Origin of the sequence: Streptomyces lonarensis (assembly GCF_012033735.1) — a bacterium.
GTDB lineage: Bacteria > Actinomycetota > Actinomycetes > Streptomycetales > Streptomycetaceae > Streptomyces > Streptomyces lonarensis.
Window position 1 is genome coordinate 1 of sequence record NZ_JAAVJD010000048.1, and the last position, 12869, is coordinate 12869.

Consider the following 12869-nt stretch of genomic DNA (forward strand, 5'->3'; position numbering starts at 1 on the left):
GGCCCCGGTGCCGACGCGGCCGACGCCGCACGGGCGGTGGCGGCCGGCGACCCGGCGGCGCTGGCGGTCTGGCAGGCCGCGGTGGAGGCGCTCGCCGACGGCCTGCTGATGGCGGTGACCCTCCTCGATCCGCGGGTCGTGATCGTCGGCGGCGGTCTCGCCGAGGCCGGCGACACGCTGCTCGTGCCGCTGCGCGCCGCGCTGCGGGAGCGACTGACCTTCCAGCAGGAGCCCGCACTGGTACCGGCGGCACTCGGCGACGGCGCCGGATGCCTGGGCGCGGGCCTGCTGGCTTGGGAACTCCGGGCGCGCACGCTGCCCGGGTCCGGGACCGCCGCCCCGGCGGACCGGGCGGGGACGACGACGGCGACGTCCGCAGAGATCACGGACCCGGTGGCGGGACGGCCGGCAACCAGCCGCGCGGCAGCCCCGACCCCGCACGCGTCCGCCACGACCGACCCCACTCCCCGGAGGTTCGACCAGTCATGACGACAGACACCCAGCGCACGGTGCTATCCGGGGCCCGCGTCGTCCTGCCGAGCGGCGTGGTCGAGGACGGCCGGGTGGCCGTCGCGGACGGACGCATCGTCACCGGGCACCCCGAGGAGCGGCCGACCCACGACCTCGCCGGGCACTGGGTGGTGCCCGGGTTCGTGGACATGCACGTCCACGGCGGCGGTGGCGCCTCGTTCTCGGCCGGAACGGTCGAGGAGGCGCGCACGGTGATCGACACGCACCGCGCGCACGGCACCACCACCATGGTCGCCTCCACGGTGACCGGCGCCCTCGACGACCTGGCCCGGCAGGCGGGCAGCCTCTCCGAGCTCGTCGAGGACGGCGAACTCGCGGGGCTCCACTTCGAGGGGCCGTTCATCTCGTCGCACCGCTGCGGCGCGCACCAGCCGTCGCTGCTGCGCGACCCGGACCCGGCGGACGTCCGGAAGCTGGTGGAGGCCGCCCGCGGCACCGCGGCCATGGTGACCCTGGCGCCGGAGCTGCCGGGCGGCCTGGAGTCGGTGGCGCTGCTGCGGGAACTGGGCGTCCTGGCGGCGGTCGGCCACACCGACGGGGACTACGACGTGGTGCGGCGGGCGGTGGACGCCGGAGCGAGCGTGGCGACCCACCTGTTCAACGCGATGCCGCCGCTGGCGCACCGCGCGCCGGGCCCGGTCGCCGCGTTGCTGGAGGACGAGCGGGTGACGGTCGAGCTGATCGACGACGGCACCCACCTCCACCCGGCGGCGCTGCGGCTGGCGTTCCACCGGGCGGGCCCGGACCGGGTGGCGTTCATCACCGACGCGATGGGCGCGGCGGGGATGGGCGACGGCCGGTACCCGCTGGGTCCGTTGGAGGTGGACGTCACCGACGGGGTGGCGCGGCTGGTCGAGGGCGGCGCCATCGCCGGCTCGACGCTGACGCTGGACCGGGCGCTGCGGCGGGCGGTGACGGTCGACGGCATCCCGGTCGCCGACGCGGTGCGGGCGCTGGCGGCCACCCCGGCCAGGATGCTGGGGATCGACGACCGGGTGGGCTCGGTCGAGGTGGGCAAGGACGCCGACCTGGTGGTGCTGGACGAGGGCTTCGAGGTCGTCGGGGTGATGCGCAAGGGCCGCTGGCTCCGGGAACCGGCGGTCGTCCCCGCCGGCTGACGCGGCGGACGGGCGGCGCTGCCCGGCGTACGTGAGCGGCCCCGGTGCCGCGCCCCTCGCGGGGTGCGGCGCCGGGGCCGTCGTCGTTGCGCGCGGGGCGCGGGGCGCGCACCGTGGGGGCGGGGCGCGCCGTCCGTCACCAGTCGACGGCGCCGTCGACGTTCTCGGTGATCTCGATGCGGTCGATGAGGACGTCGCAGCCGTCGCTGGAGCCGCAGCCGATCTGGATGAGGTTGGAGCCCTCCTGGAGGGTCACCTCGTTGTAGGTGCGGGTCCAGTTGTCCTGGTACGAGCCGCCGGAGCGGTAGTCGCGGAAGTTGACCTTGTCGGACCGGACGGTGTCGTTGATGGCGAAGCTCATCTCCTGGTCACCGTCGTTCATGGTGTAGCCCACGTAGAGGCGGTAGGTGCCCGGGGAGCCGTCGAAGTCGAAGCGCCAGCTGACGGTGGCCTGCTCGTTCTCCAGCCCGGCGATGTAGCTGCCGTCGGCGCTGCGGGCGCCCTCGACGTGGCCGCCGCCGAGGGTGGCGCCGTTGCGCAGGTCGAGGTCGGCGGTGAGGTCGGCGGTGGGGAGGCCGGCGCTGCTGGGGGGCTCCTCCTCCGTCTCGCCCTCCTCGGCGCCGTCGTCGCCGGGCTCCTCCTCGGTCTGGTCCTCCTCGGGCTCCTCGCCGCCCTGCTCGCCGCCGTCGGGCGCGATCTCGCTGCTGCCGTCGTCGGCCTGGTCGCCGCTGTCGCCGTCGTCGCCGGAGAAGATCAGGGCCGCTCCGACACCGATGACCACGGCGGCGACGACCGCGATGGCGCCGATGAGGAGGGTGTTGCGGCGCGGGGGTTCGCCGCCCGGCTGGTAGGGGCCGGGGCCGCCGGCGGCGTGGTAGCCGCCGCCACCGGGCTGCGTCTCGGGAGCCGCGTAGTACGGGTCCTGCGCGTGCTGGTGAGTCGGAGCGGGCTGGGGGTAGCCGTAACCCGTGCGCTGCCCGCGTCGTTCACCGACGGGGCGCACATCGTGGTACGAGGGCTGCTGGGGCGCCTGGGGCGGCGCCTGGCCGTCCTGCGGACGGTAGAGGTAGCCGAAGGGGTCCTCGCCGCCCTCGGGCCGGCCGTTACCGTTGTTCCCCGCGCTCATCTCCTGCGCTCCCATCGTCCCCGCCCTGGTCCATCGGAGGCCGAGCCTACCGCGTTCGTGGCACACAGAACGGCGCGGAGGAGGTGCGGACGGCCACACCCGGCCCTGACCGGCGGCTCAGCCCGCTCGCCGCCGGTGGTGGGGGCGGGAACGCTTCTCCAGGTACATGCGCTGGTCGGCCGACTCCAGGATCTGCTCGGTGGTGGTGCCGCAGGCCGCCCAGCCGATGCCGAAGCTGGCGCCGACCCGCAGCACGCGGTCCTCCACCCGCATCGGCGGGATGATCGCCTGCCGCAGCCGGACCGCGAGGTCGGACGCCTCGGCGGCTCCGAGCCCGTCGGCGAGGACGACGAACTCGTCACCGCCGAGCCGGGCGACGGTGTCGTCGTCGCGCACCGCCCGCAGCAGGCGCCGGGCGACCTCCTGGAGTGCGGCGTCGCCGTAGCCGTGGCCGTGGCGGTCGTTGATCGACTTGAAGCCGTCCAGGTCGCAGAAGAGCACCGCGAGCCCCTTGCCGTCGCTGCCGGGGGCGTCCGGCGGCATCAGGTGCTCGTGGTGGTCGTACGGCGGCGGCGCCGGGGTGCCGAGCCCGGTGAAGGCGTCGGTGGCGCGCAGCGGCGGGCCGTCGCCCGGCCGGTCGCAGATGCGGCTGCCGAGCCGCTGGCGGAGTTCGGCGCTGTTGGGGAGGCCGGTGAGCGAGTCGTGGCTGGCGCGGTGGCGGAGCTGGAGCTCGTGGCGCTTGCGCTCCTCGATGTCCTCGACGTGGGTGAGGAGGAAGCGCGGGCCGTCGGTGGTGTCGGCGACGACGGAGTTGCGGAGGGAGACCCAGACGTAGGAGCCGTCGCGGCGGCTGAGTCGGAGTTCGGCGCGCCCGCCCTCGGCGGAGGTCCGCAGCAGGACGCCGATGTCCTCGGGGTGGACGAGGTCGGCGAAGGCGCAGCGCCGCAGCAGCGTCATGGGGCGGCCCAGCAGTCGGCAGAGGGCGTCGTTGACGCGGAGGAGGAGGCCGTGCTCCTCGCCGCCGACCTCGGCGATGGCCATGCCGCTGGGGGCGTACTCGAACGCCTGGCGGAAGCTCTCCTCGCTGGCGCGCAGCGCCTGCTGCTCGCGTTCCAGCCGTTGCAGCGCCCGCTGCATGTTGCCGCGCAGCCGGGCGTTGGATATCGCGATGGCGGCCTGGGAGGCGTAGAGCTGGAGCGCCTCGCGTATCCAGGGGCCGGGGCGGCGGCCGTTGCTGGGGCGGTCGACGGAGAGGACACCGAGGAGTTCGCCGTCGGCGGTGGTCATGGGCGCGTAGAGCAGGTCCATCGGGTGCCACTCGTCGGGGTAGCGAGGGGCGGGGCCGGTGCTGGTCCAGGTGGGGACGTCGTCGTCCAGGGCCCAGGACTCGGTGTAGGGGATGAAGCAGAGTTCGCCCCAGCGCTCCCCCATGCCGAGCCGGCGCTGCCAGGACTCGCGGGAACCGGTGCGGCCGGCGAGGTTGGTCTCGACCTCGGTGTCGCCGGCGACGGCGGCGACCAGCAGGTCACCGTCGGGGCGGACGAGGTTGACGGCGGCGAGCTCGAAGTCGACCGCCTCGACCACGCCGTCCACGATCGTCTGGAGGGTGGCGGCCATGGAGCGCGCGGTGTTGAGACGAGCCACGGCGTCGTGCAGTTCCCGCAGCGATGCCAGGCGGACGTACGGCTCGGTCTCCGTTCCCATTCACACCCCCAGCCGAATGCACATGCAGATACACAGGCCACTGAATCACAGCGAGCTGTGCGCTAGGTACACAGGGTCAACCAGAACTTTGCTGCTGTGATCCATGTCACACCACGCCAGGGCTCGGTCGCGCGACGTAGGTCCACGGGCGCCCCACTGGTCCCACCGCCCGATGCGTGGGCGCGCCCACGGCGGTTACGTTCTCTCCTGTGTTCAGTAGCGCGGAAAGACCCAGGAATACCACCGGAGCCGACAGCGCCCGGACACCGGGGGCGGCGACCATCGCCGCGCCGGTGCCGACGGCGCAGCCCCAGTGCGTCCATGCTGGAGGGGTGAGTCAGGACGAGTTCCGTGCCGCGATGACCCGCCTGGCCGGCGGGGTGGTGCTGGTCACCGCGCACGACGAGGAGGAGGACCCCGCCGGGGCCGGCGCGGGCATGACCGCCACCTCGTTCCTCTCCGTCTCCCTGGACCCGCCGCTGGTCCTCGTCAGCGTGCGCACCGGTTCGCGCATGGCCGACATCCTGGACCGGCAGGAGCTGTGGGCGGCCTCGCTCCTGGCCGAGGGGCAGCACGCGCTGGCCGGCCGGTTCGCGATGAAGGGCCGCCTCAGCGACCGGCTGATATTCCGCGAGACGCCCCACGACGTGGGCGAGCACACCGGCGCCCCGCTGCCGCACGGCGCCCTCGCCTCGGTGGAGTGCCGCACCGAGCAGCGGGTGGTCGCCGGCGACCACACCCTCCACATCGGCCGCGTCCTGGCGACCCGGCTGCCCGCGACCGCCGACGGTCCGCTGCTGTACTCCCGCGGCCGCTACGGCACCCTCGGCTGAGACCCCGCCGTCCGCGGGCGGACGGTCCGCACGACGGGCGCAGGGCGGGGAACGGACGGGCCGGCAGGACGACCGGTCAGTCCCAACCGTCGCCGGCGCGACCGCGCTTGACGTCCCCCCGGGCCTTCTTCTGCCGCAACCGGCGCTCGTTGGACCCCCGCGACACCCTGCGGCTGCGCCGGGCGCGCGGCGGCGGCGCGACGGCGTCGGCCAGCAGCGCGGCCATCCGGCGCGCCGCCTCCTCCCGGTTGCGCCACTGCGAACGGAAGGTCGAGACGCGGACGGTGAGGACCCCGCCGCGCAGCCGCCCGGCGAGCCGCTGCAGCGCCCGCTCCCGCAGCTCCTCCGGCAGCGCGGCCGTCGCGGCGAGGTCGAGACTCAGCTCCACCCGGCTGTCGCTGGTGTTGACGTGCTGGCCGCCGGGCCCGGATGACCGCGAGAACCGCCAGCTCAGCTCGGCCTCGGGCAGGTACAGCGGAGCGCCCGTGCGGCCGGAGCCGTCCACGGGTGCCGCTGCGATGACATAGGGCCCGGGCATGAGGGCAATGATCCCCCTCGGGGGCGCTCCCCCGCACCCCGTTTGACGACGGGCGGCAGCGGGGCGCCCGCACGGACCGGCCGTCACACCGCGTACCGCCCGCAGGTGGCACGTGGGGGTCGGGAACCAGCCGGGACCACGAGCCGTTGGCAAAGAAACGGTAACGTCGGGTCCGGACACGCTCCGTGCCCCCGCAACGCAACGCAACGCCAGATAACGACCAAGGGGATCTACTAATGGTTGTGAGCCTCACCAAGGGCGGCAACGTCTCGCTGAGCAAGGAGGCCCCGGGCCTGACCGCCGTGACCATCGGTCTCGGCTGGGACACGCGCACCACCACCGGTGCGGACTTCGACCTCGACGCCTCCGCCATCGCCGTGGACGCCGCCGGCAAGGTCGTCTCCGACGGTCACTTCGTCTTCTACAACAACCTCATCTCCCCCGACCAGGCGATCCAGCACGCCGGTGACAACACCACCGGCGAGGGCGAGGGCGACGACGAGGAGATCAAGGTCTTCCTGGACGGCCTCGGCCCGGAGATCGACAAGGTCGTCTTCCCCGTCTCGATCCACGACGCCGACGCCCGCGGCCAGAGCTTCGGCCAGGTCCGCAACGCGTACATCCGCGTCGTGAACCAGACCGGCGGTACCGAGATCGCCCGCTACGACCTCACCGAGGACGCCTCGACCGAGACCGCCATGGTCTTCGGCGAGCTGTACCGCAGCGGCGCGGAGTGGAAGTTCCGCGCGGTCGGTCAGGGCTACGCCTCGGGCCTGCGCGGCATCGCGCAGGACTACAGCGTCAACGTCTGAGCCGCCACCGCCTCGCGCACCCCACGCCGGCCGACGCCCCCGCACCGGGGCGCGGCCGGCGTCCGTGTTCCGGCCCGTCGCCCGAGGGGGCCCGCTGCCGGGCGGGCGGCGACGGGGAGCGTGACACCATGGGCCGGTGCTCGACATCGGCTACGCGCTCTCCCGTCGCTTCCCGGACCCGCCCCAGACGGAGTACCGCACCGCCGACGTGCGGTCGCTGCGCCACGACCTCTTCTGCGGCGACGTCTACCTCGCCGACACCGGGACCGACGAGGAACTCGCCACCTCCTGGGGCTGGGTGCCCGTCCTGGACTTCGCCTGGGCGCTGTGCGACATCGCCGAGCGGCTGGACCGCGACCCGATGGGCAGCCGGGCCGCCCGCCCGCAGCGCGCCGAGCTCGACTTCACCGAGTCCACCGAACTGCTGCGGTTCGAGCGCCGGTTTGGCCATGTCGCCGTCCGTGCCGACTGGGACCGCGAGGAAGGGCCGACGCTGTCGGTCCCCCACTCCGAACTGCGGCGCGAGGCGCGGGACTTCCTGCACGACCTCGTGGCCGACCTCACCGACATGCACGACGATCTCGACCACAACCCGGCGATCTGGGATCTGCTCGCCCGCTTCCCCCGGGTCTGACGCCCCGGTCGGGGCAGCCGCGGAGAGCGGACGGCCGGCGGCGGGACGCCGGTAAGGGGCCCGCGGCGGTCAGGGCAGGACGCGCAGCCCGGTGGCCGCCGCGAGCGCGGGAGCGAGCTCCAGCAGCTGCGCGGCGCTCACCACCGCCCCGGCCAGTTCGGCGACGCCCCGGCCGATCTCCAGCCGGGTCGCGCCCCGCAGATCGACATCGCGCAGCGTGGTCCCGGCGAGGTCGGCGCCCCGCAGCTCGCAGCCGGTGAACGAGACGCGTTCCAGGCGGCCGCCGGAGAAGTCCGGCTCGACCAGCACGCAGTCCTCGAAGGCGACATCGGTCAGTCGCGCCTGCCGCAGGTTGAGGTAGTCGATCTTCCCGCCGCGGATGCGGACGCGGTCCAGCCGAGCGGCGCTCAGTTGCACCCCGCCCAGCCTCGCGTCGAGCAGCTCGGTGTCGCGGAGCGTCGCCTCCGACAGCGCCGTCCCGACGCCCCGCACCCCGGTCAGCAGGGAGTCGACCAGCCGGGCGCGGCGCAGGTCCGTCTCGTCGAGCCGGCAGCCGCGCAGCACGCACCCCAACAGGGTCGCGCCCCGACCGGACCCGCCGGCGAGGTCGGTGCCGTCGAACTCCACCCCGTCGCAGTCGGCGCCCGGTTCCAGGTCGTAGCGGTCCCCGGGACGCAGCACGGGCGTCTCGTAGACCGGCGGACGCGGCGGGCGCACCGCGGGGCTCCCGCCGGCGCTGCGGGTCGGGCGGTCGGGCCGGGGTGCGGAGGGCGGTTCCATGCCGTCAGTCTGGCCCACGCCACCGACACCGCCCCGCCGTTCACCGGGCGCGGCGCGGGTCAGGGGCGCGGCGGGGCGACTCCGGGCGGCGGTCCCGTGGCCGGGCGGGGCACCCGGCCCGGCCGGCCGGCCGCCGCCACCCCGCCGGGCGGGGCGTCCGGTCCGGAGGCGGCGTTCGGACGGGCACAGTCGCTGCCGTCGGGCAGCCTCAGCTCGGTGACGGCCCCGCCCGTGGCGGGGTTGGCGCGGTGGACGCGGGCGCCCAGCAGCCGTGCCTGCCCGGCGACGATGGTCAGCCCCAGCCCGGTGCCCCGCCCTCGTTCGCGGGCGGCGGTGCGGAACCGCTGCGGCCCCTGGGCGAGGAGTTCGGCGGGGAACCCCGGGCCGTGGTCGCGGACGCGCAGCACCGTCCCGTCGACCTCCAGCTCCACCGGCACTCCCCCGTGGCGCAGCGCGTTGGAGAGCAGGTTGGCCAGCACCCGGGCAACCCGGCGGGGGTCGGTGCGGACCTCCGCGTCCGCCACCACGGTCAGGGTGATCGCCTCTCCGCCCGCCGCTTCGGGTAGTTGGTCGGCGCAGGCGGCGACCGCCTGGCGGGCCAGTCCGCTGGTGCGGCAGCACTCGAACTCGGCCTGTTCGACCCCAGCGGTGTCGAGCCGCGCCACCTCCAACACGTCCTCGACCAGGCGCCGCAGGGTGCGGGCGCGGTCCCGGACCAGTTCGGTGGGACGGCCGGGCGGCAGCAGCTCCGCCGCGGTCACCAACCCGGCCACGGGCGTGCGCAGTTCGTGGGCGATGTCGGCCGTGATGCGCCGTTCCGCCTCCAGTCGGACCTGGAGGGCGTCGGCCATGGTGTTGACGGCCGCCGCCATGCGGGCGATCTCGTCGCGGCCGCGCGGCCGGACGCGTGCCGCCAGGTCGCCCTGGGCGATGCGCTGCGCGGTGCGCGCCGATCCGGCGATGCGCCGGCCGCCGACGGTGGCCAGCAGCAGCCCCAGCAGGCTGCCGAGGCCGGTGGCGATCAGTCCCGCGCCCCACAGCGTCCGGTTCAGCGCACCCAGCGCCTCGGTCTGCGGCAGGTAGCTCTGCCGGACCGCCAGCACGGTGGCCGGGCCCTCGGCGGAGCCGCCGCCGCTCGTCGTCACGCCGTCGGCGGGCGGGGCCGCGGCGGGGCGTTCGCGCAGCGCCGCCCAGAGGACCGGGTCCTCACCCGCGCGGTCGAGGAAGGTGGCGCGCACCGGCTGGGTCTCGATGGCGTCGCGGAGGGCGTCCGGCAGGTCCGGCGGGTTGACCAGCACCCCGCCGTCGATCATCCGCTCGTAGTCGGCGACGGCGGCGAGCAGACCGGCGTCCAGGTCGCGGCGGGCGGTGTCGAGCTGGGTGGCCGAGGTCTGGTCGTGCACCAGCACCCCGATGACGGCCGCCACCAGGGCGCCCACGGCGGCGACGCTCAGCGCGAGCTTGCCCCGCAGGCCGAGGAGACCCGGCCGGACGTACCGGGCGGCGGCCCGGGGGTCGCGGGGGTCGCGCCCGGGCGGTGAGCCGCCGGCGGGGGCCGCCCTCTGTCGGGCCCCGGGCGGATCGCACGCGCCGTCGCGCGCGGCGCCGGCCGAGGCGTGCGGCGGCCGCCGCTCCCCCGCGGGGCCGGTCGCCCGGGCGGTCGCACCCACGGCCGGTCACGGCCTCAGCTTGTAGCCGAAACCGCGGACGGTCTCGATGCGCTCGTGCCCGACCTTGGCACGCAGCCGTTGCACATGGACGTCGACCACCCGGCTGTCGCCGCCCCAGTTGTAGTCCCAGACCCGCTCCAGCAGGGTGGAGCGACTGAGGACGACGCCGGGTTCCGCGGCGAACTCCAGCACCAGTTTCAGCTCGGTCGGGGTCAGTTCCAGCAGGCGTTCGCCGCGCCGTACCTCCAACGAGCGCGCGTCGACGGTGAGATCACCGGCCCGCAGCAGCCGTTGCGGTTCCGGCTGCTCGACCGGGCCCTCGGCCGCGGGGCCGCCCGCCGCCGGGCCGGCGCGGCGCAGCGCGGCACGCATCCGGGCGACCAGCACGGCGGTGTCGTAGGGCTTGGTGAGGTAGTCGTCGGCGCCCGCCTCCAGACCCTGGACGACATCGATGGGGTCGGTGCGGGCGGAGATCATCAGCGCCGGTACCCCGCTGGTCTCGCGGATGCGCCGGACGAGGCTGACGCCGTCGAGTTCGGGCAGCATCACGTCGAGGACGGCGACGTCGGGTGGGTGGGAGCGGAACATCGCCAGCCCGGTCAGGCCGTCGGCGGCGGTCCGGACCCGGAAGCCGTGGCGTTCCAGCGCCATGCCGGTCGCCTCGCGGAGCACGGCGTCGTCCTCGACCAGCAGCACCTCGGGGGCGGGGTCGGCGGAGGGCGGGGGCGAGTGGCTCACGGGGCTCCTCGGCAGGGTGGGGGGCCGGGTCGGGCTTGCGGGAGGTGGGGCGCGGGGCGGGCGAACGGCGCCGGGCACGCGGCCGGCCGTCACACCCCCGGCGCGGCAGCGCGCGCCGGGGCAGGCACCGGTCAGTGGTCAGCGGTCAGCGGTCAGCGGTCAGCGGAAGGGTGCGTACAGCCGCAGCCCGGCCAGTTCGGCGGCGTGACCGGGCGGCAGCCCCTCGGCGTCGACGGTGACCCGCGTGTAGTACGCGACCCGCTCCCGTACGGCGGGGGCGGACAGCTCGACGGTCGCGGCGTAGCCGCCCTCGCACTCCGGCAGGCACCAGGTGCCGGCGACCCGGCCGGTGGCCCGGGCGCTGGACTCGCCCCACGACTCCCACCGGAGGCCGGTGAGCGAGGTGAACTCGGTCACGGCGAAGCGCTCGGGCCGCTGGAGCGGTTCGCCCGCCGCGTCACTGACGTACAGCGGGCGGGAGTCGCGGTCGACCGCGGGGGCGGGGCCCTCGACATGCGGTCCGGGGTCCGCCGCGCATCCGCTCCCCCCGGCCAGGGCGAGCGCCGCCACCGCCAGCGACACCGCCGTGGCGGCGGGCCGGCGCCGGCCGGCCCACCCGTTCCGCGCCATACCGCGCTCCCGTCCGTCCCGCCGGTCGGCGGCGGTCAGGGCAGCTGGAGCGGGCGCTCGCCGTCGAGGTCGTCCGCCCGGTACTCCTCGGCGGCGGGTGCCTCCAGGTCGAAGGCGGCGAAGTAGAGGTCGCCGTCCACGTCGGTGGGCTCGGAGAGGGTGACCGTCGCGTCGAACGGCTGGTCCGCACAGTCCGGCAGGCACCACATGCCGCTCAGCCGCCCGGTGCCGACCGCGCGGTCGCCGTTCCACTCGCTCCACTCGACGTCCTGGAGGGAGGAATGCTCGCTCAGCACCAGGTTGGCGGGCTCCCGTTCCGCGGCGCCGTCGGCGTTCTCCTCGCCGTAGAAGTTGACGACGTACGGCCGGGTCGTGTCCTCCGGGGCGGTGCCACCGGCGCTGCCGGGGGTCGGCTCCTCGCCCTCCTCGGGGGCGGTGGTCCCGGCGTCGCCCCGGCCGCCGTCCTCGGTGTCCTCGCCGCCGGCGGTGGTGGGGTCGGTGTTCTCCGCGGTGGCGTCCGCGGAGACGCCGGTGTCGGCGGTGTCGGCGTCGTCCCCGCCGCAGCCGGAGGTGGAGAGGGCGAGCACCACCGCGCCGAGCAGGGCGACCACGGGGCGGGCGCGTCGGCCGCCGAACAGAAGTCGAGTCGCTCCCGCGGCACTTCGGCGGCGGCTCGCGCCGGGGCGGGTGATGCCGGGGTGTCCGATGCGGTTCATGCCGTACCTCCGTGTGTCCACCGTGCGCTGCCGTCCGGTTCGCGTGGGCGCCGCGAGGGGCCCGCGGTCCGTGGTTCCCACGCTAGGCACCTACCCCGGCGATCGCCCGGCGGCGATGTAACAGCCGGCCATCATTGGCGCGGCAGCGGCTTCACCGGGCGGCTCCGGCGCGAGGGGCAGCACGACCGTGCGAGGGGTAGCCGCCCGGCGGGGCCGTGACAGCGCCGGGAAGCGGCGACCGGGCGGGGCAGGCACGGAGCCGACGGGGCGACGGGGCGGTGGGCACGCCGAACGGGCCGCTCGCCGTGAGGGTCCGGCGGAGCGGCCTGGTCGCGCGTGCGGCCGGACATCGCGGGCGACGCCGGCGGCCCGGAGGGCGGCCGCGCGGACTGCCGGCCCGTGGGCCGGCGGCGGCGCGGGCGCCGGGCGCCTCAGCCGACGGCCTCCTCGGCCCGGTCCACCACGGCGTCGAAGTCGTCGGGGGCCGGCGTGTACTGCCACTTCAGCAGGAACGGACCCACGACGGCGACGGTGTGGGTCTGGCCCAGGGTGTCCGCCCAGTGCTCGGCGGAGTCGGAGCCGGGCAGCTGGTAGACGGAGAGGGTGTCGGTGGTGATCATCTGCTCACAGGCGTGGTCACCAATGTCCTCGCTGCTGCAACTGTGCGTGGTGTCACGCGGGTTGGGCATCTCGGTCACCGAGGCGAGGTCGTTGGCGAGGGTCTCCGCCGTGACTCCTGGAGCAGCGGCGGCCGAGGCCTCCTCGCCCTCACTGCCGCAGGCGGTGAGCACGAGGACGGCCGACACGGCCGCGGCCGACGCCAACGGTGCCAGCAGAGGGCGGTGGAAGCCGCGTCTTACGCGGGTGCTGTCGGGGACCGGTCCGTCCGTCGTCGTCCACGACGGTCGGGCGGTCGGTGCGGCCTGCCGGGCCGCAACGGGGCGCTGATGACGGATCGTCACCATGGTGTGTGCCTTGCCGCGGCTGGACGGCTCGGGCGCCTCGGATGTGCGGGGTCCATCCATCACTACGATCAACT

Annotated in this window: 14 protein-coding genes; 5 read left to right on the forward strand and 9 right to left on the reverse strand. The window is 75.4% G+C overall.

Annotated features, from left to right (window positions below; genetic code table 11):
* Both HCN56_RS09040 and nagA read left to right on the forward strand, forming a co-directional pair.
* Positions 1-489, forward strand: a 489-nt coding sequence (locus tag HCN56_RS09040) for an ROK family protein (RefSeq protein WP_167968996.1), incomplete at its 5' end; no start/stop codon positions are given.
* On the forward strand, positions 486-1649 hold the full coding sequence (nagA, locus tag HCN56_RS09045) for an N-acetylglucosamine-6-phosphate deacetylase (protein ID WP_167968997.1): 1164 nt from the start codon (positions 486-488) through the stop codon (positions 1647-1649). The genes HCN56_RS09040 and nagA, both read left to right, overlap by 4 nt.
* A gap of 136 nt (positions 1650-1785) precedes the next feature.
* Here nagA and HCN56_RS09050 read toward each other — a convergent pair whose 3' ends face one another.
* Positions 1786-2790: a carbohydrate-binding protein gene (locus HCN56_RS09050; RefSeq protein ID WP_167968998.1), complete on the reverse strand. Its 1005-nt coding sequence runs from the start codon at positions 2788-2790 to the stop codon at positions 1786-1788.
* Between the two features lie 102 nt (positions 2791-2892).
* Positions 2893-4479: a diguanylate cyclase CdgB gene (gene cdgB, locus HCN56_RS09055; protein ID WP_167968999.1), complete on the reverse strand. Its 1587-nt coding sequence runs from the start codon at positions 4477-4479 to the stop codon at positions 2893-2895.
* 332 nt (positions 4480-4811) lie between these two features.
* Between cdgB and HCN56_RS09060 the strand changes: the two genes are divergently transcribed.
* Positions 4812-5312 (forward strand): flavin reductase family protein, encoded by a 501-nt coding sequence (locus HCN56_RS09060; protein WP_376770858.1) that lies wholly within the window; start codon positions 4812-4814, stop codon positions 5310-5312.
* 76 nt (positions 5313-5388) lie between these two features.
* On the opposite strand, the gene arfB is transcribed toward HCN56_RS09060, so the two are convergent.
* Positions 5389-5850 carry an alternative ribosome rescue aminoacyl-tRNA hydrolase ArfB gene (gene arfB / locus HCN56_RS09065; RefSeq protein WP_167969000.1) on the reverse strand — a complete coding sequence of 154 codons (462 nt, stop codon included), beginning with the start codon at positions 5848-5850 and terminating at the stop codon, positions 5389-5391.
* 236 nt (positions 5851-6086) lie between these two features.
* Here arfB and HCN56_RS09070 point away from each other — a divergent pair, with 236 nt between their 5' ends.
* The gene (locus tag HCN56_RS09070; protein WP_167969001.1) at positions 6087-6662 is read left to right on the forward strand and encodes a TerD family protein; all 576 of its coding nucleotides are present in this window, start codon (positions 6087-6089) and stop codon (positions 6660-6662) included.
* Positions 6663-6798: 136 nt separating this feature from the next.
* On the forward strand, positions 6799-7296 hold the full coding sequence (locus HCN56_RS09075; RefSeq protein ID WP_167969002.1) for a hypothetical protein: 498 nt from the start codon (positions 6799-6801) through the stop codon (positions 7294-7296).
* Positions 7297-7365: 69 nt separating this feature from the next.
* On the opposite strand, the gene HCN56_RS09080 is transcribed toward HCN56_RS09075, so the two are convergent.
* The 6 genes from HCN56_RS09080 to HCN56_RS09105 form a co-directional block, all read right to left on the reverse strand.
* Entirely contained in the window at positions 7366-8076 is a 711-nt protein-coding gene (locus HCN56_RS09080) for a pentapeptide repeat-containing protein (protein WP_167969003.1), read from the reverse strand.
* A gap of 59 nt (positions 8077-8135) precedes the next feature.
* The gene (locus HCN56_RS09085; RefSeq protein WP_312871139.1) at positions 8136-9515 is read right to left on the reverse strand and encodes a HAMP domain-containing sensor histidine kinase; all 1380 of its coding nucleotides are present in this window, start codon (positions 9513-9515) and stop codon (positions 8136-8138) included.
* Between the two features lie 237 nt (positions 9516-9752).
* Entirely contained in the window at positions 9753-10484 is a 732-nt protein-coding gene (gene cseB, locus HCN56_RS09090) for a two-component system response regulator CseB (RefSeq protein ID WP_312871140.1), read from the reverse strand.
* A gap of 159 nt (positions 10485-10643) precedes the next feature.
* Positions 10644-11114: a hypothetical protein gene (locus HCN56_RS09095; RefSeq protein WP_167969004.1), complete on the reverse strand. Its 471-nt coding sequence runs from the start codon at positions 11112-11114 to the stop codon at positions 10644-10646.
* A gap of 35 nt (positions 11115-11149) precedes the next feature.
* Positions 11150-11830, reverse strand: coding sequence for a hypothetical protein (locus HCN56_RS09100; RefSeq protein ID WP_167969005.1), 681 nt, complete (start codon positions 11828-11830; stop codon positions 11150-11152).
* A 431-nt stretch (positions 11831-12261) separates the two neighbouring features.
* Positions 12262-12855 carry a hypothetical protein gene (locus HCN56_RS09105; protein ID WP_167969006.1) on the reverse strand — a complete coding sequence of 198 codons (594 nt, stop codon included), beginning with the start codon at positions 12853-12855 and terminating at the stop codon, positions 12262-12264.
* Between the last annotated feature and the right edge of the window lie 14 nt (positions 12856-12869).

Excerpts from the sequence above, each read along its gene's own strand:
- nagA (WP_167968997.1), top strand. The coding sequence starts at position 486 with ATGACGACAGACACCCAGCGCACGGTGCTATCCGGGGCCCGCGTCGTC.
- HCN56_RS09050 (WP_167968998.1), bottom strand. The coding sequence starts at position 2,790 with ATGGGAGCGCAGGAGATGAGCGCGGGGAACAACGGTAACGGCCGGCCC.
- cdgB (WP_167968999.1), bottom strand. The coding sequence starts at position 4,479 with ATGGGAACGGAGACCGAGCCGTACGTCCGCCTGGCATCGCTGCGGGAA.
- arfB (WP_167969000.1), bottom strand. The coding sequence starts at position 5,850 with ATGCCCGGGCCCTATGTCATCGCAGCGGCACCCGTGGACGGCTCCGGC.
- HCN56_RS09070 (WP_167969001.1), top strand. The coding sequence starts at position 6,087 with ATGGTTGTGAGCCTCACCAAGGGCGGCAACGTCTCGCTGAGCAAGGAG.
- HCN56_RS09080 (WP_167969003.1), bottom strand. The coding sequence starts at position 8,076 with ATGGAACCGCCCTCCGCACCCCGGCCCGACCGCCCGACCCGCAGCGCC.
- HCN56_RS09095 (WP_167969004.1), bottom strand. The coding sequence starts at position 11,114 with ATGGCGCGGAACGGGTGGGCCGGCCGGCGCCGGCCCGCCGCCACGGCG.
- HCN56_RS09100 (WP_167969005.1), bottom strand. The coding sequence starts at position 11,830 with ATGAACCGCATCGGACACCCCGGCATCACCCGCCCCGGCGCGAGCCGC.
- HCN56_RS09105 (WP_167969006.1), bottom strand. The coding sequence starts at position 12,855 with ATGGATGGACCCCGCACATCCGAGGCGCCCGAGCCGTCCAGCCGCGGC.